Source organism: Corallincola spongiicola (assembly GCF_004284785.1).
Taxonomy (GTDB): Bacteria; Pseudomonadota; Gammaproteobacteria; order Enterobacterales; family Neiellaceae; genus Corallincola; species Corallincola holothuriorum.
The window spans coordinates 1009325-1033236 of the sequence record NZ_SHLY01000002.1 but is presented as its reverse complement, the minus strand read 5'-3'; the positions used below and the strand labels follow the sequence as shown (position 1 = coordinate 1033236).

At 47.9% G+C, this 23912-nt stretch carries 19 protein-coding genes; 9 read left to right on the top strand and 10 right to left on the bottom strand.

The window, feature by feature from the left end:
* Positions 1–172: 172 nt before the first annotated feature.
* The 6 genes from EXY25_RS10270 to EXY25_RS10245 all read right to left on the bottom strand — a co-directional run bounded on the left by EXY25_RS10270 (position 173) and on the right by EXY25_RS10245 (position 5897).
* Positions 173–1144 carry a PstS family phosphate ABC transporter substrate-binding protein gene (locus tag EXY25_RS10270; protein ID WP_114338658.1) on the bottom strand — a complete coding sequence of 324 codons (972 nt, stop codon included), beginning with the start codon at positions 1142–1144 and terminating at the stop codon, positions 173–175.
* A gap of 103 nt (positions 1145–1247) precedes the next feature.
* Positions 1248–2576, bottom strand: coding sequence for a phosphate regulon sensor histidine kinase PhoR (phoR, locus tag EXY25_RS10265; protein ID WP_130566659.1), 1329 nt, complete (start codon positions 2574–2576; stop codon positions 1248–1250).
* Between the two features lie 13 nt (positions 2577–2589).
* Positions 2590–3279, bottom strand: coding sequence for a phosphate regulon transcriptional regulator PhoB (gene phoB, locus EXY25_RS10260; RefSeq protein ID WP_114338660.1), 690 nt, complete (start codon positions 3277–3279; stop codon positions 2590–2592).
* 185 nt (positions 3280–3464) lie between these two features.
* Positions 3465–3689 (bottom strand): hypothetical protein, encoded by a 225-nt coding sequence (locus EXY25_RS10255; protein WP_130566658.1) that lies wholly within the window; start codon positions 3687–3689, stop codon positions 3465–3467.
* A gap of 3 nt (positions 3690–3692) precedes the next feature.
* Positions 3693–4697, bottom strand: coding sequence for a porin (locus EXY25_RS10250; RefSeq protein WP_130566657.1), 1005 nt, complete (start codon positions 4695–4697; stop codon positions 3693–3695).
* A gap of 165 nt (positions 4698–4862) precedes the next feature.
* Positions 4863–5897: a porin gene (locus EXY25_RS10245; protein WP_114338663.1), complete on the bottom strand. Its 1035-nt coding sequence runs from the start codon at positions 5895–5897 to the stop codon at positions 4863–4865.
* Positions 5898–6369: 472 nt separating this feature from the next.
* Here EXY25_RS10245 and EXY25_RS10240 point away from each other — a divergent pair, with 472 nt between their 5' ends.
* From EXY25_RS10240 to rdgC, 4 genes are all read left to right on the top strand, one after another.
* A complete protein-coding gene (locus EXY25_RS10240) occupies positions 6370–8064 on the top strand; it encodes a sensor histidine kinase (RefSeq protein ID WP_130566656.1) in 1695 nt (564 codons plus the stop codon).
* 429 nt (positions 8065–8493) lie between these two features.
* Complete coding sequence (locus EXY25_RS10235) at positions 8494–9132, top strand: outer membrane lipoprotein (RefSeq protein WP_199405233.1); 639 nt, start codon at positions 8494–8496, stop codon at positions 9130–9132.
* Positions 9133–9182: 50 nt separating this feature from the next.
* The gene (locus tag EXY25_RS10230) at positions 9183–9821 is read left to right on the top strand and encodes an MBL fold metallo-hydrolase (protein ID WP_130566655.1); all 639 of its coding nucleotides are present in this window, start codon (positions 9183–9185) and stop codon (positions 9819–9821) included.
* A 75-nt stretch (positions 9822–9896) separates the two neighbouring features.
* Entirely contained in the window at positions 9897–10814 is a 918-nt protein-coding gene (rdgC, locus tag EXY25_RS10225; protein ID WP_130566654.1) for a recombination-associated protein RdgC, read from the top strand.
* A 72-nt stretch (positions 10815–10886) separates the two neighbouring features.
* Here the strand turns inward: rdgC and EXY25_RS10220 are convergent, their stop codons facing one another.
* Together EXY25_RS10220 and EXY25_RS10215 are read right to left on the bottom strand one after the other, a co-directional pair.
* Positions 10887–11732, bottom strand: coding sequence for an HDOD domain-containing protein (locus EXY25_RS10220; RefSeq protein WP_130566653.1), 846 nt, complete (start codon positions 11730–11732; stop codon positions 10887–10889).
* A gap of 54 nt (positions 11733–11786) precedes the next feature.
* Positions 11787–12632, bottom strand: a complete 846-nt coding sequence (locus EXY25_RS10215) for an HDOD domain-containing protein (protein WP_130566652.1) — start codon at positions 12630–12632, stop codon at positions 11787–11789.
* Between the two features lie 199 nt (positions 12633–12831).
* Here EXY25_RS10215 and trhP point away from each other — a divergent pair, with 199 nt between their 5' ends.
* The 5 genes from trhP to EXY25_RS10190 all read left to right on the top strand — a co-directional run bounded on the left by trhP (position 12832) and on the right by EXY25_RS10190 (position 20908).
* The gene (gene trhP / locus EXY25_RS10210) at positions 12832–14244 is read left to right on the top strand and encodes a prephenate-dependent tRNA uridine(34) hydroxylase TrhP (protein WP_130566651.1); all 1413 of its coding nucleotides are present in this window, start codon (positions 12832–12834) and stop codon (positions 14242–14244) included.
* A 311-nt stretch (positions 14245–14555) separates the two neighbouring features.
* Positions 14556–15782, top strand: coding sequence for an efflux RND transporter periplasmic adaptor subunit (locus EXY25_RS10205; RefSeq protein ID WP_165419322.1), 1227 nt, complete (start codon positions 14556–14558; stop codon positions 15780–15782).
* A 9-nt stretch (positions 15783–15791) separates the two neighbouring features.
* Positions 15792–18965, top strand: coding sequence for an efflux RND transporter permease subunit (locus EXY25_RS10200; RefSeq protein WP_130566649.1), 3174 nt, complete (start codon positions 15792–15794; stop codon positions 18963–18965).
* Between the two features lies 1 nt (position 18966).
* Positions 18967–20427 carry an efflux transporter outer membrane subunit gene (locus EXY25_RS10195; RefSeq protein ID WP_130566648.1) on the top strand — a complete coding sequence of 487 codons (1461 nt, stop codon included), beginning with the start codon at positions 18967–18969 and terminating at the stop codon, positions 20425–20427.
* Between the two features lie 220 nt (positions 20428–20647).
* Positions 20648–20908: a YfhL family 4Fe-4S dicluster ferredoxin gene (locus EXY25_RS10190; protein WP_130566647.1), complete on the top strand. Its 261-nt coding sequence runs from the start codon at positions 20648–20650 to the stop codon at positions 20906–20908.
* A 93-nt stretch (positions 20909–21001) separates the two neighbouring features.
* On the opposite strand, the gene EXY25_RS10185 is transcribed toward EXY25_RS10190, so the two are convergent.
* Both EXY25_RS10185 and ubiT read right to left on the bottom strand, forming a co-directional pair.
* Positions 21002–23107 carry an alpha-amylase family glycosyl hydrolase gene (locus tag EXY25_RS10185; protein WP_130566646.1) on the bottom strand — a complete coding sequence of 702 codons (2106 nt, stop codon included), beginning with the start codon at positions 23105–23107 and terminating at the stop codon, positions 21002–21004.
* Positions 23108–23301: 194 nt separating this feature from the next.
* Positions 23302–23817, bottom strand: coding sequence for a ubiquinone anaerobic biosynthesis accessory factor UbiT (gene ubiT, locus EXY25_RS10180; RefSeq protein ID WP_114338675.1), 516 nt, complete (start codon positions 23815–23817; stop codon positions 23302–23304).
* Between the last annotated feature and the right edge of the window lie 95 nt (positions 23818–23912).

The following is a 23912-nucleotide window of genomic DNA, read 5'->3' as shown; positions in this document are numbered from 1 at the left end:
CAGCGGAGGTTGCATTAACCGCAGCAAAATATCTCAGGCACTGTTACCTGCGCTTTAACAATAAGATACAGCCACGCTAACCGTGAAATTAATGACCAACTTGTGACGCTGGTAGGGCAAATAAAAAACCCCGGCCGAAGCCAGGGTTTGTTTGCAAAGCAGTGGTAAGCGATTACAGATCGATGCCCAGTGCTTTCAGGTCGGCCATCACAACCTTGTTAGGCAGTGGGATATAACCATCTTTCTCTACGATTTCCTGACCCGTCTGTGACAGAACCATCTTCAAGAACTCACGCTCCATTGGAGGCAAAGGCTGATTCGGGTGCTTGTTCACGTACACATAAAGGTAGCGAGACAGTGGGTACTTACCATTCGCTGCATTAGCGATGTCGGCAGGAATGAAGTTAACACCATCCTTTGACAGTGGCACTGCACGTACACCAGAAGTCATGTAACCGATACCTGAGTAACCAACCGCGTTCAATGAAGCAGAAATAGACTGAACAACAGACGCTGAACCAGGCTGCTCATTCACAGAGTTACGGAAGTCACCTTTACACAGGGCTTTTTTCTTGAAGTAACCGTATGTACCAGACACTGAGTTACGACCATATAACTGAACATCTTTCTTGCTCCAGTCACCAGTCAGTCCCAAGTCGCCCCAAGAGTTAACGTCAGTGACTTCACCACACTTACGCGTGCTAGAGAAGATGGCATCAACCTGTTGGATAGTCAGCCCTTTGATAGGGTTGTCTTTGTGTACGAAAACAGCCAAAGCATCGATAGCAACACGAACAGCCGTTGGCTTGTAGCCATGACGTTTTTCAAATGCCGCGATCTCTTTGTCTTTCATCTTACGGCTCATTGGGCCGAAGCTTGAAGTGCCTTCAGTCAGTGCCGGTGGCGCAGTAGAAGAACCCGCCGCCTGGATCTGAATGTTTACGTTTGGATAATCGCGCTTAAACTCTTCAGCCCAAAAGGTCATCATATTGGCCAGCGTATCTGAGCCGACTGTTGACAAGTTGCCAGAGATACCAGAAGTCTTCTGATACTTAGGCAGTTCGGCGTCTAGTGCAGCCACGTTTGCAGAAAATGCGGTTGCTACCGTCAAACCGATAGCGCCAACCAGATGTTTCAGTTTCATTGTGTACTCCGTTTATGGGTCGTCCCAAGCTCTAATCGCGCTCAAGTATCTGGCGCTCTGATGACAACTCTATGACTGCAAGGTTACGCTTTTATGACAGGCACTAACTTTCGTTAGCTTGTTCGGAAATACGTCGGCTATCGAGCAGGTGAGAAGGGATCTCAAAGCTAAAACAGCTGCCTTTACCCACGGTTGAACGGATTTTCAATTCGCTTTGATGGTTACCAAGTGCATGTTTAACAATGGAAAGTCCTAAGCCTGAGCCACCAGTATCGCGCGATCTGGCTTTATCGACACGGTAAAAACGCTCAGTGAGTCGCAATAAATGCTCAGGTTCGATGCCATCGCCATCGTCTTTAACTGAAAACAGTGCGCCGGCTGCCACCTTTTTCCATACCACCTCTATATGCCTACCAGCCGGGGTATATTTAACGGCATTGAAGATCAAGTTGGAAAAGGCACTGCGCATCTGCCTCGGCTCACCAAACATATCAATGCCCGGCGTTACATCAAAAGTCACCTGCAACTGTTTGTCGCGATATACAGCGTCGACCTCCTGCTCAACAATAGCGAGCAATTGGCTAACGTCGATACGCTGACTGCCCTTTGACTGCCGAGCAGACTCTAAACTTGAAAGCTCTGTTAATTGTGACACCAAACTGTCCATCCGGTCTGTTTGAGAGACCAACATACGATGCACCTGCTGCCACATCGCAGGATCCATCTGCGATGGGTCTGACAACATCTCCAAATAACCTTTAACCACGGTCAGCGGTGTGCGCAGTTCGTGGGAAACATTAGCCACAAAATCCCGCCGCATATTTTCCAAGCGCACCAACAAAGTAATATCGCGGATCACTAACAGCCGTTGATGATCACCGTAGGGCATCAAGCGCATCTCTAATTGACGCTGGGTATCAATGGGGGATGTGAGAATAAGCGGTTCTTTGTCATTTCTTGCCCGAATAAAATGACCAAACTCTGGTGACCGTACCAGGTTATCGATCCGCTGCCCGCGATCTTCCGGCCAACGCAAGCCAAGTAGCTCATGGGCCTGAGTATTAGACCAAAGGATCACATGATGTTGGCCAATCAGCATAACCGCATCAGGCAACGCCTCGGCACCTTCACGAAAGCGGCGAACTAACTCGCCCAATTGGCTGCGGCGCTGTTGATTGCGCATCTGCAGTTTATAGATACCATCAAACACTGGACGCCAACTACCAGAGCCTTCGGGAGGGGCAAAACGACGGCTTTGCCAGAGGTAATGGCGTAAACGATTAAGATTAAGGTAGTGCCAAACAAGTAGCGCAATAGAAGCAACGAGCAACAGCTCGATAAGTAGGCCGGTAAGCAAGCCCAGTAAAATAACCCCAGCGTAAAAAAGTGACAGCGTGCTTATCAGGCGTGCTGCTTTATAGCGATTATCCATTCAGCCATTACAACTAAATACGGGTGGAGAAACGGTAGCCAGCTCCACGAACAGTTTGGATAAGCTTATCATGTCCGGACAACTCGATCGCTTTTCGTAAACGCCTAATATGAACATCAACGGTGCGGTCTTCAACATAAATATTCGTTCCCCAGACATTATCTAATAGCTGCTCCCGGCTATAGACTCGCTCTGGATGGGTCATAAAGAAGTGCAACAGCTTAAATTCTGTCGGTCCCATATCCAAGCTATCATCATCAACCGTGACACGATGACTGACCGGATCCAAACGCAATCCATGTACTTCAATCACATCATCTAAGCTGGTGGGGTTAACGCGGCGAATAACCGCCTTGATGCGCGCCATTAACTCTTTCGGCGAAAAGGGCTTAGTGACAAAATCATCGGCCCCCACTTCTAAGCCGCGCACTTTATCTTCCTCTTCACCACGAGCGGTAAGCATGATGATCGGGATCTGGCGGGTAATATCGTCACGTTTAAGCTGCTTGGCAAGCTGAATGCCACTGCCACCAGGCAACATCCAGTCAAGGAGGATGAGATCAGGATAGGGTTCGGTTAAACGTGAAAGTGCAGAGTCGAAATCTTCTGCTTCCACCACCTGGTAGCCATGCTGATCCAATACGAAAGACAACATCTCACGAATAGGTGCTTCATCTTCTACCACCAGAATGCGCCTTGCCATTAACCTTCCTCTCTTGTCCACTGAGCGTTTCAAGTTCATCCCTGCACGCCAGCTATTTCATTAACACCCTACGCAAAACGCAGAGGTGTCGCTCTAATGAAAGATTATCAGGCTAATAGATTTCACTTTTATGACAAATGTTAATAAGTCACAAAACTAACGGTGACGCAGTAGATAAATTGCTGTTAGCTACCTAATTCGGCAATCAAAGCTGCCAGCGCGGCAGTAATAAGTCCTGCCGCCGCGCCTGCCGATAAGCTACTCCCCGTTTTTTTGCGGGGAGTTTGATCGCTCTTTTTCGCCACCAAATCAAGATCTGCACCGGATTGCCCAGTAGACGATACCGTTGGCCAACGCACCAGATGAGACTTTACCAACTCATCGAGAATGCCGTGGTGGGCAACAGCCATGGGTTAAAATTTATGGATCATTCCCAAAGCAAGGTAGCTGGCATCGTCATTGTGCACGGCCGTGTCACGGTAGCTGCTCTCTGGTTTTTCATTAATGGTGTACCAAAGATACGCTGACGTTGTCTTATTGAAACTATAGTCAACGCCTATACTACTACCGCTTTGGAAGCCTAGTTTATTACCGTCTTCATCTTTTCGCTTGGTGTAGCCAATTTTATAAAGATCGGAGGCCATATACTGAGCCTTAAACGTCCAAGCTTCCATCAAATAAGCAACATTGACCATATAACCTGATTCATCATCATTGCTCTCACTGTCTTCGGTGTTTTGCCACATTGCACCAAATTGCCAATCACCCAGTGCAGCGCGCCCTACCAGCACAGTATTGCTATAACCGGCAACCCCATCCTCATAGGCAACAGCCCCCCACAGCGGCTGCTTTTTAAGCGATTTATCGCCATAGAACAGCGCGAGGTTATAACCTTCATCACCGTCCTCTTTGTCTTTCTGCTTGCTGTTGTCGCCCATAATAACGGTGGCACCCAGCTGCAGCTGATTCCAAATCGGAGATTTCCAGGTGATGTTGTCACCTAACCGGTTATCACCGGCAAACAGGTACTTGATATCACCTTCAACATCGCCGAACTGATCGGCACCGTTGTTGGCTTCTTTGAAAATGGTGTTGCGACGCCCAATCATCACGTCACCCGCCGGCGTCGACAAGCCGACGTACTGATCCCGTGAATCCAACGCGTCACCCTCGTCATCATCAATATTGACCTGGAATTCAAGCTTATAGAAAACACCCCAGCCATCAGCCAGTTCACTGTCGCCCTTAAGGCCAAAACGAGAAGCATAACTGGCGACTTCAGAGTAACTACCACGGGCGGTGGTGCCATCATCGCTCTGTTGCACCGCTAAATTTAACTTACCGTAAAGCGTTGGTGCCGCTTGGCTGATTGGTGTCGCAGCCAAAAGTAGCAGCGCAGGTAACAGGCGTATGGCCATGGGAACTCCCTCATCAAATCAAATAACAATATTTCGAGGGATAGTAACAAAAACGTCACATAGCCAATTGACCTGTAACAGTTTCCAGAGGGAGTCAGCTTTTGGAATGCAAAAACGGGAGCCAATGGCTCCCGTTTCTTTCTTTAAATCCGTCTAAAGCAGGATTTAGAATTTGTGCTCAAGGCCGATGCCGAAGTAAGACTCGTCATCTTCCATATCGCCGCCAGCATTTTCATACTCGGCGTCATCCCAATCACGCATCGTGTAGTAAGCGTATACTTTGGTTGGTTTGCCCAGCTTATAGTCAGCGCCGACACTGATAGCAGAAGCGTCGTTGCCTTCTGAGTATTTACCCGCGCCGTCAGCATCTTCCATCGTCTGGTATTGCGCTTTCAGTGTCCAAGCATCGATGGTGTAAGCAGCGCTCAGCATGAAGCCGGTCTGGTCTTCGCCGTTGCCACCCCAATCTTTATCTTGCTCTTGGTTTTGCACAATAAAGCCTAACTTCAAGTCTTCCCACTTGTAGCCAACGGTTGCACGGATGATGTCCCAGCCGCCATCGACTTGAGAGTCCATCGCCAAACCAGCATACAGGTCAGACTTTTTCAGCTTCTTATCGCCATACGTGATAGCAGAAGAGAAACCAAAGTTAGTGTCGCCGTTATCATCTTCCTGAGCACTGTTGTCTTCAGAAACAACGGTGAAACCTAACTGGAAATCATTAAACTTAGGTGTCTTATAGGAGATTGTGTCGCCTTCACGGTTTTCACCTTGGAACAAGGTTTTAATATCACCTTCAAGGTCACCGAAAACATCCACTTTGCCCTGCGACTGCTTGAGCATGGTATCGTTACGGCCAATCACAGCTTCACCGAAGAAACCTTTCAAGCCAACGTACTGGTTACGTGACTTAAGGTTGTCATCACTACTATTACCTGCGTTGTCGTCTGTCAGGTTAATCTGGAATTCGTACTTATAGATGGCCTGCAGGTCATCCATCAACTCAACGCCGCCCTTGATACCGAAACGTGATGCGTTGCTCTTAACTTCCATTTCAGAACCGTCAGTGCCTTTATCGTCTGCAGCTTGAATGGAAACGTTAGCTTTACCATAAACGGTGACCGGAGCAACCGCGAATGCCGGAGCGGCAAACGCCATGGTCAAAGAAGCGGCAACAACAGTTTTCGCGAAGTGCTTCATCGTAACTATCCCTTATAAAAAATTTGTTGGTTTCTCAAATTCCGAAAGCTCTTATCAAAGCCTTGGCTTCGGATGCGACAGAGTTTGTCAGGCAATTGTGACAGTTTGATGTCAGTCGTCACCATTTTGTTAAAACTAGTCAAGACAAATTAACGCGGTATAAATAAATTCATTTTTATGACTAATATCAAAACATTACTTTTATTGAATGCTGAATTGGGCAGGATAATTCTGTCGCCATCGGAGCAATAAATGACGGCTTGTTGCAAATTGAGAATAGTCACGCGAACAATAGCGCTGATAGGGGGAACCGTTAGGCTGTATTGTCCTCGTTCGGGATAAAAGGCTGCAAGGGTTTGATCAACTAGCTGTTTTTAACATTCTTCCCTTGGCGAAACAGAGAATATTATCCACAATTGATTAAATAAGATACGAGGACTCGTTTTCATTACTTTGGGCGATGGATGTAGCCATGCAGATCAACAGTCTTTCCCGAAAACTTCTGCACCAAGTGCTTTCGATCTACTTCGTGTTAACTTTCTTGGTGACCTGCGGCCAGGTCGCCGTTGAATACTTCAATACCAAATCCTATATCACGGGCGAGCTGGAAACGATCCAAAAAACCTTTAGCGCCAGTTTGACCCGGGCGATCTGGGAACTGAACGTACAGCAAGCTCGCACTATCGCAGAGGGCCTTGTCGCTATGCCAATGATCGAAGGCGTCGTGATAAGAGACGAAAGCGGAAAAGCGATGATTGAGATCGGCAGGCAACTAACAGCAAACGCGTTACCGCTCGCCGAACAACTGACTGCACCACAATTACAACAAGACAGCCATGGGCTATTTGGCTTTACTTTCCCCCTTGTTTTTGAATTTTCAGGCCGTGCCACCCTGCTCGGAGATGTCACCATATACTCCAGCCGAGATGTGGTGATAGATCGAATTAAGGTCAGCCTTATCTTTCTGGTCGGCAACGCCCTGATAAAAACCCTTTTCTTAATATTCCTTGTCATGATGGTGTTTAATCGTCTTTTGACTCAACCTCTCTCCGAGCTGACTCAACAGATCAGCGATTTAGACTTAGAAGATATTGGTGCCGCTAAAGTAAAACTCAGTGGTGATGAAAAAAATGAACTGACCCTGTTAGAGGGCAGTTTCAATCAGATGATTGACCAACTTGCGGAATACAAAGAAGGGCTGGATTCGACACAGAAAGAGCTGATCGACGCCAACCGGCAATTAGATGAACAAAATCTAAGGTTGGAACAAGATGTTGCCAAAAAAACCTCCACACTAAGCCGCACTTTAGTTGAAGTTGACCGGCAAAAAAGTGAATTGGAACAGCATCAAGCTGCGCTGAAACTGCAACAAGAGGAGCTGGCAGTTTCATTACAAGAGCTAAAAGCAACCCAGGCCCAGCTGGTTGAATCAGAAAAAATGGCATCATTGGGTGGGTTAGTGGCAGGAGTCGCACACGAAATTAACACCCCTATTGGGGTGGGAGTTACCGCAGCATCCTACCTAGACGACAGAGTTAAAGAGCTACAACAGCGTTTTAGCGACAAAACCTTAACACAAAGCAATCTAGCCGAGTTTTTGACCGACGCTCAGCAAAGCACGCAGCTGCTCTCAACCAACCTCAACCGCGCAGCAGAACTGATCGCCAGCTTTAAACAGGTGGCTGTCGACCAAACCAGCGAGCTGATCCGGGATCTCAATCTAAAAAGCTATATCAACGAGGTCATAAAGTCACTGCAGCCCAAACTGAAACGGCAAGCGCCCCGTTTTCATATCAATTGTCCAGAAACCCTTGTACTTCATTGCCGCGCGGGTGCGCTGTCACAGGTATTTACCAACCTCATCATGAATACTCTGATCCATGGATTCAATGACACTGGCAGCGGTGATATTTTTATCGATATCGCCATGGTCAATGGGCAGGTACAAATTATCTATCGTGATTCAGGTACTGGCGTAGATCAGGAAAGCCTTCGCAAGCTATTCGATCCCTTCTTTACTACGCGCCGAGGACACGGCGGCAGTGGTTTGGGCACCCATATCCTCTATAACCTTATTACGCAATCGCTAAAAGGAAGCGTTCAGGCCACCAGCCCTCAGGGTGAGGGGCTAAGCTATACCATCACCCTCCCCATCAGCAGTGAATAGCACGCCTTTTTGATAATCAGCGAGCTACCCGCTGTGGTGAACGATTTTTGATAGGTATACGGGAAAGGAGGCTCGATTGCATTATGCGTCATAGAAGTAGATCTGCTAGCTATATCCAGCGACATCACAATTCAATGAGGTATGCCGATACGCACGCGGAATAAACAAGTGGGCTAACAAACAGCTATTTTTGCCCCACCCCTCAAACTGAGTCGTTTCACCTTGATGTAACGAACGAACAGTTTGAACACCACTTTAATACATGACGAGTTCCAACTGGCGCGGCAGACAGTTCAAGCAACCGAAATGATGTAGGTAAAGACACTGTTCAATTAGCAAAATAGACAACTAATGTAACAGTTTGTAGCTAGCACAGAGGCTTGCAATCGGTCACACTAGATTTAGATAGATTTATTCAGGAGAACGCTGATGCGTAAAATTCTCATTGTTGGTATGGCCACCTTGGTCACTTTCTTAGCGGGGTGTGCACCAAGCTCACAAACCGGTACCAGTTACAACCGAGAAGAAGCACGAAAAGTGCAACAGGTTCGCGTTGGTCAAGTCCTCGATGTTCAGGTAGTGAATATTGAAGGTACTAAATCAGGTGCAGGTGGCTTAGCCGGTGCTGCCGTAGGTGGTATCGCAGGTTCATCTGTTGGCGGTGGCAAAGGCAGTGATATCGCGGCTGTCGTCGGGGCAGTCGTTGGCGCAACCGTTGGCGCAATGGCGGAGGAATCATTAACCGCCAAGCAGGGGCATGAATACACCATACGTTTAGAGAGTGGCGATATTATCTCTGTAGTACAGGCATTTGACCCTGAAAAACCTGACGCAGTGGCATCCGGCGACTGGGTAAAAATATTGCAACAAGGCAGCTCTACCCGCGTCAATAAACTCGAGAACTACAGCAACTTCAAAGCCGACGGTTCGGGTGGCGGAGGCACCGCAGGCGGTTCAACCGGCGGAGGCACACCAACAACAGGTGACGATGCTGGGGGTGGCGATATCGGCGGCTCAAATCAAGATGCTAATAGCAGCACCACAGAGAAAGCATCAAACAACGGTTAAGCAAATTTGTTATCATGCGGCAGCATTGACTGCCGCATGAGAAACCAATAATGGCTCTAAAATACAAAACCATTCCTGTCACCCAATTTGCCCAAAACTGCACGCTACTCTGGTGCACCGATACCATGCAAGCAGCCCTCATTGACCCCGGTGGCGATGTACATCGTCTGTTAGAAGCAGTTAAAAACGAACATCTGACACTAAGCAAGGTATTGCTGACGCATGCCCATATCGATCATATTGGTGGCACTGCAACATTGACTCAAACCAGCGGTCTTCCCATTGAAGGCCCCCACCTGGATGACAAATTCTGGATCGATTCACTACCGCAACAAAGTCAGATGTTTGGCTTTGCCAAGGTTGATACATTCGAGCCCAATAGATGGTTGGACGATGGTGACACCGTCACCGTCGGCAATGAAACCTTAAAAGTCCTGCATTGCCCAGGGCATACACCGGGACATATCGTTTTTTACCATGAGCCTAGCGCCACCGCTTGGGTCGGTGATGTGTTATTTCGTGGCAGCATTGGCAGAACTGATTTTCCGAAAGGGGATCTTCAGACCCTCCTCGCCTCAATTAAGCAAAAGCTGTTGCCCTTGGGTGATGATATCCGTTTTGTTCCCGGTCATGGGCCTGAATCAACCTTTGGCGAAGAACGCCGGACAAATCAATTTGTGCGAGGCTGAGCCTTGCTGAACTGGCATTGCTGTGGCTCAATAAGCCCCGTTTTTTAATACAAGCCTTTCTGAATTGGAATAACTATGTGGTTTAAAAACCTGCGTATATATCGATTCAGCCGCCCTTGCGAGCTGAATGAAGAATCACTGGAAACAGCCCTGGCCGAATTTGCCTTCACTCCATGTGGCAGCCAGGACCGGCAACAGTTAGGCTGGGTTGCGCCTTTAGGCCGTCACGGTCACACCCTACTGCACGCTGCCAGCGGTAACCTGTTGCTATGTATGCGCCGGGAAGAACGCGTACTGCCGTCTGCGGTCGTCAAAGAAGCACTGGATAGCAAAGTCGCCGAAATAGAGGAAGCACAAGGACGCCCAGTCCCACGCAAAGAGCAGCAGACACTCAAAGAAGAGATTGAGATGCAACTGCTGCCCCGCGCCTTTACTCGGAGTCAAAAGACGTTTGCCTATGTCTCACCGCAAGAGAATCTACTGATTGTCGACGCCTCCAGTGCCGGTAAAGCTGATGAACTGGTATCGCTTCTGCGTAAGACGGTCGGCTCATTGCCCGTCGTCCCTCTCGCCAGCAACACCAATCCCGCCGCCTGCATGACAGATTGGGTGAAAAATGGCCCGATGCCAACAGGCTTTAGCCTGCTTGAAGAAGCAGAGCTAAGAGATACCCAGGAAGATGGCGGGGTTATCCGCTGTAAGCAACAAGATCTAACCAGCGACGAGATATTCGCTCATCTCGAAGCGGGCAAGATAGTCACTAAGTTAGCTGTCGATTGGCGCGAACGCCTGACTTGCCTGCTAGAGCAAGAGTTAGTGATAAAACGACTCAAGTTCAATGACCTATTGCGAGAAGAGAGCGGCAACAGCGACGATGTAGATGCTGCAGCTAAATTTGATGCCGACTTCTTATTAATGTGTGGGGAACTGGCGAACTTTATTCCTGAGTTACTGGAAGCACTGGGTGGCGAACAAAGCGACGACACCGAATAGTCATAACGCCCAGCGTTAGACAATAAAAAACGCGCTGAACAGCGCGTTTTTTATTTTCACCAAGAACAGGAGTTAAGCGCTGAACGCTTCCTGTGTTTCAGCAAAACGCTCTTTAAACTCGTCAGTATCAAATAGTTCTAGCGATTCGATCACCCCTTTTTCCAAATAGGGCTGTAACAAATCGGCCTGCGCTTTCCCCTGCCCTAACAAGCCAGCATAAACTGCGCCTATACGGATAAAATCTATATAATCAACGCTCTTCGGCTCATAATCATCCGCATTCCATTTGGCAATAGCGATGGCGAATGACTTATCAAAGTCCCACTTCTTAATGATGGCGACACCGATGTGCTTAGTTAACTTACGGATCGCCTGATCGAGAAAACCACGGTTCGCTAAATCGGAAGCGTTTTTCTCCGCTTCCGCCAAGATAGGCAAAATACCAATATTGTGGACAAGCCCCATCAGACAGAGAGTATCGCTCTCCAATGCCGTGCCTGGGTGCTTGAGCTTATAAGCGGCAAAGATAGCACCGGCGGCACTGGCGACATCAACCGAGTCACACCAAGCGCGATCAAAGTAATCAAACACCACGTCGTTCTGACAAATAAACATCTGCTTCATCGCCATCGATGTTGCAGTATTCTTCACCTGCTCCAAACCAATGCGATTCACCGCAGCATTTAGATTCGTTACTTTCACCGCTCGTGCATAAAACGCACTGTTAGCAATACGGATCATGCTCGCAGTTAACGCAGGATCTTTAGCGATCTCATCTGTAATGCTGTGTAAGCTCGCTTCAGGGTTATCAACCGCATCACGCACGCGCAACGCGATCTCTGGTAGCGTCGGTAGCACCAGTGCGTCAGTTTTAATCTGATCAAGCAGGTTGTCTAACAAAGTATTTTCGGACGACATATATAGTTCTCGAAATTCAGAAACTTAGCTAAGGAATGAAGATATACCTTAGTACTATTCAAAAGCTGTTTTTATTTCACGGAAACGGGTCATGAACATCTCATGTTCAAACGGCGACTCACCCTCTTGGAAAATTCCTTTTTCAGCCGTCAGTTGCAGAATATTCTCCACTAACTTCTCATCCTTCGAAACCTTGGCATAGATTGCACCAACCCGCACGAAATCCAAATAGGAAATAGCGGTTGGCTGAACAGACATATCACGCCAATCACGTACTAACTGAGCAAACTCTTCACCAAAGCCCCATTTTTTCATGATAGCGCCACCAATTCTGGCACCGAATCGAGCAATAGCACGATCTAAGAAGGTAGGATTAGCAAAAACGTCATCATGACGCTGCGCTTCAGCTAAGATCGGCAACACCCCGATATTATGAATGAGCCCCATCAGCGTCAGAGTATCAGCCGACACAGTGCTACTACGATGCTCTTCACGATAGTTCGCAAACACCGCCGTTGAAGCCGCAGCGACATCGACAGCTTGATGCCACGCCCGCTCAATATAAATACGAACAATGTCATTTTTGCAGACAAACAACTGTTCCAGCGCCATGGCAATGGCAATGTTCTTAATCGCCCGCATGCCTATGCGATGCAGAGCCGCATTCAACGTCGACACATTAGCCGCTCGCGCATAATGTGCGGTGTTAGCAATACGGATAAGGCGTAAACTTAGCGCAGGATCTTTACTCACCACATCGACTATCTGAGCCAATGTACTGTCAGGGTCATCAACAGCATCACGCACCTGAATAGCCACTTCAGGCAATGAAGGTAACACCAATTCGTCATTTTCCAGCTGGGCTTCCAATATGTGAAACAGGGCTTCTTCTGCGGACATTCAAAGGTTCTCTATTCTTATCGAAACTGTTAGCCAAAGCTGATTTTGGCGCATGTTAACACAGCGATGACATCTGGGTTCGGGAGCTAATTCACAGGATATGAAGGTGGTGATTATTTAATCAGCCGAGTTGCTGAAAATGCGCCTTAGGTGTAGAATTCGCCGCCCTAAACCGGTCATCACACGAGTTATTGCGCCCATGTTCGTTCCAGAATTACTCTCCCCCGCAGGCAGCCTTAAAAACATGCGCTACGCCTTCGCCTATGGTGCAGATGCGGTTTATGCAGGGCAACCCAGATATAGCTTGCGAGTTCGCAACAACGAGTTCGATCTTCCAACTCTGAAGCAAGGGATCGATGAAGCGCACGCGCTTGGCAAGAAGCTCTATGTTGTGTGCAACATCTCTCCCCATAACAGTAAGCTGAAGACCTTCATTAAAGATGTCGGCGAAGTCGTCGCACTAAAGCCTGATGCACTGATTATGTCAGATCCAGGCTTGATCATGATGGTGCGGGAGAACTTTCCCGACATGCCAATCCACTTATCGGTGCAAGCCAATGCGGTGAACTATGCCACCGTTAAATTCTGGCAAAGCCAAGGGATTGAGCGCGTCATTCTGTCCCGTGAACTGTCCCTCGATGAGATCGAAGAGATCCGCCAGCATGTGCCAGAGATGGAGTTAGAAGTCTTTGTTCATGGCGCACTATGTATGGCTTATTCTGGCCGCTGTCTGTTGTCTGGTTACATCAACAAACGGGATCCCAATCAAGGTACCTGTACCAACGCCTGTCGTTGGAAATACGATGCCCACGAAGCGAAGGAAACAGAAACCGGTGATGTTGTCGCCGTAGATCCAAAAGAAGCACAACGTCAGCAAGAGGCTATTGCAGTGCAGGAAATCACCGCACAGCAAGCTGACGCAACATTAGGTGAAGGCCCAGCCAGCAGCGAAATATTCCTGCTTCAAGAAGAGATGCGTCCAGGCGAATATATGCCAGCGTTTGAAGATGAGCATGGCACCTACATCATGAACTCGAAAGATCTTCGTGCCATTGAGCATGTCGAACGACTAACCAAGATGGGTGTACATTCGCTAAAAATCGAAGGGCGTACCAAAAGCTTCTATTATGTTGCCCGTACTGCTCAGCTCTATCGTAAGGCAATCGACGACGCTGTTGCTGGCAAGCCGTTCGATCCTAATCTGATGACGAGTCTGGAACATCTGGCTCACCGCGGCTATACACCAGGCTTTCTTCAACGTCATCGCCACGGTGCAACGCAGAACTACGAGTACGGTCATTCAGTCAGTACAACTCAACAGTTTGTTGGTGAGATAACCGGCCGCGACGCAGAAACAGGCTTAGTCGAAGTCGAAGTCAAAAATAAGTTTGAGATCGGCCATAGCATAGAGCTGATGACGCCTGAGGGTAACCTGACCTTCACATTGGAAGATATGCAAAATGCGAAAGGTGAGGCGATGAACGTTGCACCTGGCTCAGGGTATACCATCTACCTGCCGATCCCCGAAGAGATAGATGTTAGCTTCGGGATCCTGATGCGCAACTTACAAGAGAGCGAAAACACCCGCCAACCTTTCGCTCAGGCAACATAATACGGCAACAAGAACACTTGCATCACTTAATTCAGTAAGCGCGCTAAATAGTTAGCGCGCTTACGACCGCACTCCTATTCTTGTTCATATCAAACTAGCAGCCAATACTCTCACTCAGCAGCGGTTTCTCAGCACTCTCCGCACCGTACTCGCTTTTCTTTGCCTTATATTGCTCCGCTAAGTCCCTTACCTCGCGACTCTAAATTACTTATTTGTTTTAAAAATCAACAATATTTAGAGAAATACAGAAAAATTGTTCTAACCTTATATTTACGAACATTTGTGTAGGCATTAGCACAAGGAAAGAGGTCGTGGCTAGAAAACTCAAAAACTGGAATTGTCTCAGTCAGCGGTGGTGTTATTTCATTGCTTTATTTGGCTTAGGAAGCTTGCTACAGGGCTGTAGCGATAACGCTCCACGACCAGCCCCACCTCCCCATGAAGTCAAAGTTATCAGTGTCACCACCAAGACCGTACCATTCAAGATCCCCCGCCTAGCACAGATAGAAAGTTCGAGGGAAGTCGCTGTTGTGGCACGGGTATCAGGCTTTCTCGATAAGATAAATTATGACGAGGGAACACTCATAAAAGAGGGTGACGTCATGTTCGAAATGGACAAACGCCCTTTCATTAGCCTGCTGAATGCCGCTAAAGGTGAGCTAGAGGCGGCCAAAGCCAGACTCTGGACAGCTGAAGCCAATTTGAAACGGATCCAGCCACTGGCTGAAGCCGATGCCATGAGCCAGAGTGACTTAGATACAGCGATTGGCGAACAGCAAGCCGCAAAAGCTGCCGTGTTTGCCGCAAAAGCTAACGTCACTAGCGCAGATTTAGATTTGAGCTATGCCACCATCAAAGCACCGGCAACCGGACTCACTGGCGCAGCCGAACAAAGAGAAGGGGCATATCTAAGTTCTGTCAGCGAGTCAGCAAACCTCTCCTACGTGGCACAACTAGATCCTATCTGGGTTAACTTTGCCATCTCTCAAAACGAGATGGAAGATTACCAAAGACAACAAGATGAAGGCCTCATCACCACCCCAACCGGTAAGAAATTCAGCTTCGAAATCGTCATGGCTGATGGTTCAATTTTCCCTCACACTGGTTACCTAGATTTTGCCTCGCCAATTTACGACTCAAAGACCGGTACCGTTGAAGTGAGAGCGGTCGTTCCCAATCCTGACTTTCATTTACGTCCCGGAATGTTCGTTTCGGCAAATCTACTCGGTGCCATACGTCCTAACGCTATCGTCGTACCACAACAAGCTGTACAGCAAAGCGCTAAGGGACAAGCCGTTTTATTGGTCAATGACAAGAATATAGTGGAAGAGAGACCTATCACCACAGGTGAATGGGTGGGTGATGGCTGGATCGTAGAGAACGGCCTCAGCGAAGGTGACAGTCTTATCGTTGATGGTTTTAAAGCTATTCGTCCCGGGATGCAGGTAAAAGCTCTTCACTACATCCCCAAAGCCAAATCGGGTGATGCAAAGAGCAAGACAGGTAGTCCAAAAGCGGATTCAGCGGCCGGTAAATAGGGAGTCACCATGGGACCAAGTTTTTTTATTGACCGCCCTATTTTTTCAGCGGTTATATCAATTGTTATTGTGCTTGCGGGGGCGATGGCGATGACAGCCACGCCGATCGCACAGTTCCCCGATATTGCGCCGCCAACAGTAACCATATCAACAAACTACCCAGGGGCAACCGCGGAAGTGGTGGCCAATACGGTAGCGGCACCGATTGAACAACAGGTCAACGGTGTCGATGACATGATCTATATGGTCTCAAGTAGTTCATCCTCTGGTGATATGTCGCTAATCGTCACATTTGAGCCAGGCACGGATCCAGATATCGCCCAGGTAAACACTCAAAACCGAGTGAGCCAAGCCCTGCCGCAGCTGCCCGCTTCCGTCAGTGCCCAAGGGGTTACCACGCAAAAAGTCTCGCAATCTTTCATGATGGTGATCAGCTTTACCAGTGAGAATGAAGAGATCACCAAAGTAGATTTGGACAACTACGTGAATCTCTACGTTTGGGATGCCGTCAAGCGCTTGCCAGGGGCTAACTTATCGACAGTATTTCCTCTGCCAGATGTGGCTATGCGTATCTGGCTCAAACCCGACCGGATGGCACAGATGGGTATTACGGTACCCGAAGTTGTTGATGCTATCAGCGGCCAAAACCAAACTTTTGGTATAGGCCAATTGGGAGCCAACCCCGCTCCGGAAGGAACAATACAAAACTTCCCGATCACCAGTCAGGGGATGCTGGTAAAACCCAGCGAATTTGACAACATCAATATCCGCTCGGGCGATGAAGAGAATGCCGCAATAGTCCGAATTCGCGATGTAGGTAAAAGCGAACTGGGCTCAAAAAGCTATTCACTGACCACGAAAACCAATGGCATCACGTCGTCGTCTCTTGTTGTCTATCAACAACCTGGCGCCAATGCCCTCGAGACATCTGCGCGGGTAAAAGAGGTTCTCGCGCAGCTGGAGCCAACTTTCCCCAAAGGCGTAAAATACGAGATTGTTTTAGACACGACTGAATTTACTAAATCATCCATTGAAAAAGTCGTTCATACCTTTTTCGAAGCCGTTGTACTCGTTGTACTAGTGGTATTCCTGTTCCTGCAAAGCTTGCGGGCAACGATTGTGCCTGTCATCGCTGTGCCTGTAGCAATTATTGGTGCTTATATAGGTATTTACGGGTTGGATTTCTCCACCAATATGCTGACCCTGTTTGGCATGATCTTGGCTATCGGCTTAGTAGTGGATGACGCTATTATTGTGGTCGAAGCGGTCGAACATAAGATGGAAACCAAAGGCTTAGGACCAAAAGAGGCCGCCAAAGAGGCGATGCAAGAACTTACCGGTGCACTTGTCTCTATTGTACTTGTACTCTCCTCTGTGTTCCTGCCAATTGCATTTTTGGGCGGCATGACGGGTACCCTGTATAAACAGTTTGCCATCACCATAGCCATCGCCATGGTGATATCCGGGATTGTCGCCTTAACCCTATCACCAGCGCTCAGCGCCATCATTCTCCGACCACCGGATAAAGACAAAAAGAAAAATGCATTTTTTGTCGGCTTCGAAAAATACTTCGGAAAATTCACTGATATCTACATCCTTGGCGTCAGGTGGTTAATCAATCATCGGATCATAGGCATCGCTATATTTTTTGGGGTTATTTTCGCCGTTGTGGCATTGTTTAGAATATTACCCACGAGCTTCGTTCCTGAAGAAGATCAGGGCTATCTGTTTGGGGTCAGTATGCAACCCGATGCAGCAAGTCTTGAACGAACCACAAAAGTGAATGACGACATTGTTGAGCGGACAATGAAAGATCCCGCTCTCAAAGCGATCGCGCAGCTCAATGGCTACAGCATTATTGACTCCCAATACCGTACAAATAGTGGCGTACTATTTTTGCAATTAAAGAATTTCGAGGAGCGCAAAGAGCCTGGCATGAGCTCTTTTGATGTCCTCAATCGAAGTCGCAAAAATTTAGCGGGTATTGATGATGGTATAGGCGTATTGGTCAACCCACCTTCCCTTCCGGGCCTAGGCACTACCGGTGGTTTTGAGCTCTATATTCAGGACAAAAGTGGCGGTACGCCAAAAGCGTTAGAAAAGGTTGTTCAAGAGTATTTGACTGCATTACGAAAACGTCCGGAACTGGCGGGTATGAACACTTCATTCTCGGCAACAGAACGCCAGCTTTACCTAGATGTCGATCGTGCCAGAGCAGAGTTGATGAAGCTGCCAATAGAAGATATCTACCAGACGCTTAACACCTACTTTGGCTCCCAATATGTCTCTCAGTTCACCCAATTTGGGCGGATCTGGCAGGTCATTATTCAGGCCGAAGGGAAATATAGAGATGATCCCAGCGACTTCTCCAATATCTATGTGCAATCAACGACCGGTGTCCAGATACCATTATCAGCGGTTGCCACCCATCGCTTTATTTCAGGCCCCAACATGTTGCCCAGGTTTAACGGTTTCCCCTCAGCGAAAATTACCGGTGCGCAAAGCCCAGGGTATAGCTCTGGTCAAGCAATCGCGGCAATGGAAAGCGTTGCCGCTGAAGTATTGCCATCGGGTTATGATTACGCGTGGTCAGGACAAGCGTTCCAGGAAAAACAAGCAGGCAACACCGCCATTATTGCTTTTGCCTTTGGCCTCATCATGGTGTTCCTCATCTTGGCAGCACAATATGAGATGTGGACCCTACCCATTGGGGTAATGCTGGCGGTTCCCTTTGCCATCTGTGGAGCACTGCTGTTGACATGGGGCAGAGGGCTGGAAAATGACGTCTATTTTCAGGTCGGGCTAGTGACATTAGTCGGGCTCTCAGCGAAAAACGCCATCTTGATCACTGAGTTTGCTTTAGACAATTACCGTTCAGGCATGGATCTAGTTGAAGCCGCCGTTGAGGGCGCACGCGCACGACTCAGACCAATCATCATGACTTCATTGGCGTTTATTCTTGGCTGCGTACCTATGGCCATTGCGACTGGCCCAGGGGCTAATAGCCTGCACGCTATCGGTACCGGGGTGATTGGCGGAATGCTCGCTTCTACACTGATTTCATCCTTCTTCGTGCCTCTGTTCTTCGTGCTGATCGAAACCATGAGTCATAAGTTCTCGAAGAGCTCGGAAGAGCATGATGCACCAAAAGAGCTAACCCCCAGTCAACAGGAGGGGAGTTAATATGAGACCTCTCAAACAGCTTTACCTGAGTGCCGGGCTAGCTACGTTTTTATTGTTAGGTTGTACCCTCGGGCCAGATTATCAACGCCCCGACTTAGTACTACCCGACGCGTGGCGAATGGACTACAGCTCGGCATCTGAGCTAGTCAATCAGAAGTGGTGGCTAAAATTTAATGATCCCGAACTAAATCGGTTAATCGATCTCGCTTTAGCGGAAAACTTAGATATAAAGATCGCTGCCAGCCGAGTTGAAGAATACTTGGGCTTACTCAGCACAACCCGTTCGCAGTTTTTCCCCGAAATAGGCTATAACGGTGGTGCCGAACGCAATCGAATATCCAAAGAAGCCTATGGTTTCACACCAGGCTCAGACCCTTACTACTCGCAATACGAAGCTGCACTGGGGGCTACCTGGCAGTTGGATCTGTTTGGCCGCGTGCAACGCCAAAATGAAGCCGCGATCGCGAGAGTGTATGAAACTGAGCAAGGTCGACGTGGCGTGATCATGTCTGTCATAACCGGCGTAGCTGCCAGTTATATCAATCTGCGAGGTTTAGATCGCAAATTGACCATCGCCAATGAAACAGCCGAGAGCTACAAGCAAAGCCTAGATATCTTCGAACTCAGACATAAGTACGGTACGGTTTCGATGATGGAAGTGGCGCAAATTGACTCCCAATATCAACAAGCCATCGCATCTATACCGCAACTTGAAGCTCAAATTGCAGCGCAAGAAAATTTGCTGGCTGCTTTGATAGGTAAAAACCCTGAAGGGATTGTCAGGGGTAAAGAGCTGGATGAGATGCAGCTACCCAAAGTACCCTCATCATTACCGTCGACGCTTCTGACCCGCCGCCCAGACCTAATGCAAGCCGAGCAGAACCTGGTCGCCGCAAATGCAGAAGTTGGCGTAGCAGAAACCCTCTACTACCCCGATATATCGATAACCGGCGCCCTCGGATTGGCGAGTGCCGACTTGGATGACTTGCTTGATGGTTCGGCAAAGACATGGAACCTTGGCGCTAATATCACCGGTCCAATATTTACTTTCGGACGGGTAGAAGGCCAAATCCAATCAGCAGAAGCCAGACGAAATCAAGCAGAAGCCAGTTACCGTTTAGCGGTTATTAACGCATTCCGCGATGTCAATGATGCATTGGTATCGACCAGTAGCAACGAACGAACTTACGAGGCGCAATCGAAAAGAACGTTGGCACTGCGCCTATATGCAAAGTATGCCGCCATGCGGTTTGAAAGCGGTGTTGCGAGTTACCTTGATGTACTCTACGCCAATACAGAGCTATTTGATGCTGAGTTGATCACCGTGGATGCACAAGTCTCTCACTACACATCGCTGATAAACATATACAAAGCAATGGGCGGCGGCTGGGTTGATGATGCCGCAGCCGCCACTGAAACTGTTAACGTAGAAGAAAAGATGGAACAACAGCCTATCTTATAGTTGCTGTTCGGTTTACACAGGCCTGAAGCAACCCACCCCAAGCGGGTTGCTTTGTTACCCTATGTGGCCAAAAACACGATGAATTTTATTCATTGATAAGTTTCTTCGACTTAACAATCGGTAGCTTGAGATCAAAAAAGTGAGATTAGCCCAAGTAGATCTGAGACAATGCCTCACATATATCGCCAAACCGTTTTTTATACGAACATAGTTTATTGATATGGCATTAAAAATCCTAGACACCTGCACCAATTGCGACATGTGTGAGCCGGAGTGCCCAAACGAAGCGATAGCGATGGGTGAGGAGATCTACGAGATAGATCCCGAGAAGTGTACCGAATGTGTGGGGCATTATGATGATCCCACCTGTGTCAGTGTCTGCCCGATTAAAAACTGCATTATTCCTGATCCCGCACACCTGGATACGGAGGAACAGCTATGGGCAAAATTCGATAAGCTATACGGCATAGAACCAAACTAGCTAAACATCGCGCTTAGGCTATCAATCTGACACGCTAAAACAAGCATTAAAAAAGGAGGCCGAAGCCTCCTTTTTAGTGTTTAGCGACAGTGATTACTCACACTTGCTAACCATCAACTCACCGCCATCATTGCTTGCATTGATGCGGAAGCTGTAGACGTAGTCACCAGCTTCTGGCACAAAGATATTAGACTGAGTACCAGCCCCCGCAGCAGGAGTCATCGTCTGTTCTGTACCGATATTTACCGCACCGGAGTTTTCAACAGCAAATTCAGAACTCCAGTCGCTATCAGCAAACTTAAAACCAAATGATGCAGGTCGAGGTTCGTTAACAACTACCTGATAGATGTTATCGCCTTTGTAAGCGAATTTATGACTATCAGGTGTTGCTGCGTAGTTGTTACCACCTTCGTAATCACCACGAATAAACATCTCAACACCCAGCGGACCAATTTCACCCGCATCAGGCGCATCACAGTCGGCCAGCGGACCTTCACCAACCAAGTTATCACCATCACCTAACGATGGACCTTCAGCAGTCGGTGATACGATATCGAAAAACGCTGTACCAAACGCGGGTAAAGTAACTGCGTACTCGCCGGCAGCAATCTCAACTGCGGCATCGCTCATCAAGTTGACCAATTGGCCATCACTTCCGATCGCAGTACCGAGAATAGTAACATTAGCTTCAACACCTTTAGTGTTAACCATCACCAATACGTTATTGTCACCAGCGTCTTTACGATCAATATAGATATACTCATCGGAGTGAATATGCGTACGAGAGCCGTTGTATAACGCAGGGTTCTCGGCCCGTATAGTCATTAAGTCAGCTACATATTGCTTCAGATCAGCTTCTTCAGCAGTCAGCTCTACAGGAGTATCTCCAACCAAAGTTGAGACACCTTCAATTCGCCCACTAGAGCGTGCAACGTGATCATCACACAGCCCTTGGTCTGCACATGTCGTGTTACTTACCTGTTGCGCGAAGCCTGGTACTTCGTAGCCTATTTCGTCATTGTAATACAAAGTGATCGGGCCACTATAAGCAGCCATAAAAGCAAATGCAGCTTTATGACGCGCCCAATATTCCGCTTCATCAGGGTTAGCCAAGCCACCACGCTGTAATAGGTCACCAAAGCGCAAGATATCGTGGTTACCAATCATCAAATTGGGTTGTGCATGTTCAGGATAGGCCAACAAGCTCATCATACCTGTATCAAGGTGAGTCGCAGCGCGATCACCTGACCCACCTTCATTCACCGCAAATGTTTCAACCGTGGCGTAGCGAGTTGGGAAATCGAAGTTAGAAAGTAGAGCAGGATTAGCATCAGTACCATAGCCTTGGCTGGCAATTTCACCAGCACTACGCCAGATTTCACCCACCATATAACCAAGCGGGTTGACTTCATCACCCTCATTATTCGTGTAAGTAACCGTGGCGGACGCTGCTTCTACCGCCGTGCGGATATCTTCCCAGTGTTCAGCAGGTACTTGATAGGCTTGATCTAAACGCCAGCCATCAATCTTGAGCTCTTTAACCCAATAGGTGGCGACTTCGATATAGAAGTCCAAATCATCAGGATATACAGCTTGTTTACCACTGCCTTGGTCTTCACCATTGGTAGGCATACGGTTTTCAGGTGACGCCGACACATCACCGCTATGGTGGCCAAACACACCATCCAAGAACACATACAAGCCGCGAGCATGCGCTTCGTCAACCAATGTTTTCAGCTGCTCTTTGGTACCAAAATTGTTGTCAACAGTGAAGTAGTCACCAGCGAAATAACCAGTACCATTTAAGCGCGCATCGGAGGTGTTTGATTGAAACACAGGGGTCAGCCAGATGGCATTCATCCCCAAGGACTCGATATAATCTAACGAGTTAATAATGCCTTGAATATCACCTTTATGGTGGCTGTTACCATAAGCAGTGTTGTAATCAAAGTTAGTATCGCCATCAATAAAGGCTTCAACCATTACTTGATATATACGTAGATTACAGGTTTCCTCACCCATTCCTTGATAGCATGTTAGGCGCTCATCAACAGGTCGTTTTGCCAACTCAACCGAAATATCAACAACACCAGGTACTGGAGGCTCGGGGTCAGGATCAGAGCCACCACCACTGCTACCACCACATGCTGTCAACACACCGGCCAGCGCCAGTGCTAATAAAGACTTTTCGAACTTCATACTGCGTCCTCTGATTTAGCCGCTAAAAATTACAATTGCCACAAAATTGGCAGCTATTTAACCATGAACTGTTAATGTGAGGTAGCTCATATTTAATAATTGCTAGCTGGCGCAAAAACTATCGATGCAGGAACGAATAAAACGCAAAAATCAATAGGTGCAGGTCATGAAATCGCTCTTTTTTTAGCCACATATTAAGCAGGGTCACTCTCTATCAACTGGCGGCGATTAGCTGATTCAACCCAGTCTGCCGCGGTTTCCGACGATTTTTGCAACCAGCCAGGCAACAATTCCATATCTAACTGGGCCAATAAATTTTTCACTTCTAACCCAAGTTCTGTGTCCCCCTCAATTTTCAGCTTTCGCTGAAAGAACAGGGTATCAGGATCTTCTCTTCGGGCAGAAATCAGCACTAAATCATTTAGTTGCGCCGAAAAAATGACATCGCTATCAGGAATATTTGACGACAATTTAAGCTGTTCATTCGACACACTAAGACAGAATTCCATGCCAAGGTCAGAAATGTCGATCTTTAACCAACGTCCCTCAAGGAAATCTAACTCCCCTTCAGCCAGCGGTTCAGCCAGCAGCTGATCTAATACCTTTGCCAGCAACGGCCTATAAACGGCAAAGGGAGTAACACTGAGTGGCCGACGAACCAATCCCGGTCCATGACTGACAATCCAGTCGCGTAACTTAAGGGGTAACATAGTTAACCTGCTTATTTGATTTTTCTGTTGCGCAGTATAAGCAGCTTTAGCCAAGCAAAAGCTGCCTCAGGTCAAACCGAACACGGCTGCCGCTC

Bases quoted from the DNA above. Each gene is read 5' to 3' on its own strand.
- EXY25_RS10190 (WP_130566647.1), top strand. From the start codon at position 20,648: ATGGCATTAAAAATCCTAGACACCTGCACCAATTGCGACATGTGTGAG.
- EXY25_RS10215 (WP_130566652.1), bottom strand. From the start codon at position 12,632: ATGTCCGCAGAAGAAGCCCTGTTTCACATATTGGAAGCCCAGCTGGAA.
- phoB (WP_114338660.1), bottom strand. From the start codon at position 3,279: ATGGCAAGGCGCATTCTGGTGGTAGAAGATGAAGCACCTATTCGTGAG.
- EXY25_RS10195 (WP_130566648.1), top strand. From the start codon at position 18,967: ATGAGACCTCTCAAACAGCTTTACCTGAGTGCCGGGCTAGCTACGTTT.
- EXY25_RS10235 (WP_199405233.1), top strand. From the start codon at position 8,494: ATGCGTAAAATTCTCATTGTTGGTATGGCCACCTTGGTCACTTTCTTA.
- ubiT (WP_114338675.1), bottom strand. From the start codon at position 23,817: ATGTTACCCCTTAAGTTACGCGACTGGATTGTCAGTCATGGACCGGGA.
- EXY25_RS10270 (WP_114338658.1), bottom strand. From the start codon at position 1,144: ATGAAACTGAAACATCTGGTTGGCGCTATCGGTTTGACGGTAGCAACC.
- EXY25_RS10255 (WP_130566658.1), bottom strand. From the start codon at position 3,689: ATGGCTGTTGCCCACCACGGCATTCTCGATGAGTTGGTAAAGTCTCAT.
- EXY25_RS10185 (WP_130566646.1), bottom strand. From the start codon at position 23,107: ATGAAGTTCGAAAAGTCTTTATTAGCACTGGCGCTGGCCGGTGTGTTG.
- rdgC (WP_130566654.1), top strand. From the start codon at position 9,897: ATGTGGTTTAAAAACCTGCGTATATATCGATTCAGCCGCCCTTGCGAG.
- EXY25_RS10250 (WP_130566657.1), bottom strand. From the start codon at position 4,697: ATGGCCATACGCCTGTTACCTGCGCTGCTACTTTTGGCTGCGACACCA.
- EXY25_RS10240 (WP_130566656.1), top strand. From the start codon at position 6,370: ATGCAGATCAACAGTCTTTCCCGAAAACTTCTGCACCAAGTGCTTTCG.
- trhP (WP_130566651.1), top strand. From the start codon at position 12,832: ATGTTCGTTCCAGAATTACTCTCCCCCGCAGGCAGCCTTAAAAACATG.
- EXY25_RS10245 (WP_114338663.1), bottom strand. From the start codon at position 5,897: ATGAAGCACTTCGCGAAAACTGTTGTTGCCGCTTCTTTGACCATGGCG.
- EXY25_RS10220 (WP_130566653.1), bottom strand. From the start codon at position 11,732: ATGTCGTCCGAAAATACTTTGTTAGACAACCTGCTTGATCAGATTAAA.
- phoR (WP_130566659.1), bottom strand. From the start codon at position 2,576: ATGGATAATCGCTATAAAGCAGCACGCCTGATAAGCACGCTGTCACTT.
- EXY25_RS10200 (WP_130566649.1), top strand. From the start codon at position 15,792: ATGGGACCAAGTTTTTTTATTGACCGCCCTATTTTTTCAGCGGTTATA.
- EXY25_RS10230 (WP_130566655.1), top strand. From the start codon at position 9,183: ATGGCTCTAAAATACAAAACCATTCCTGTCACCCAATTTGCCCAAAAC.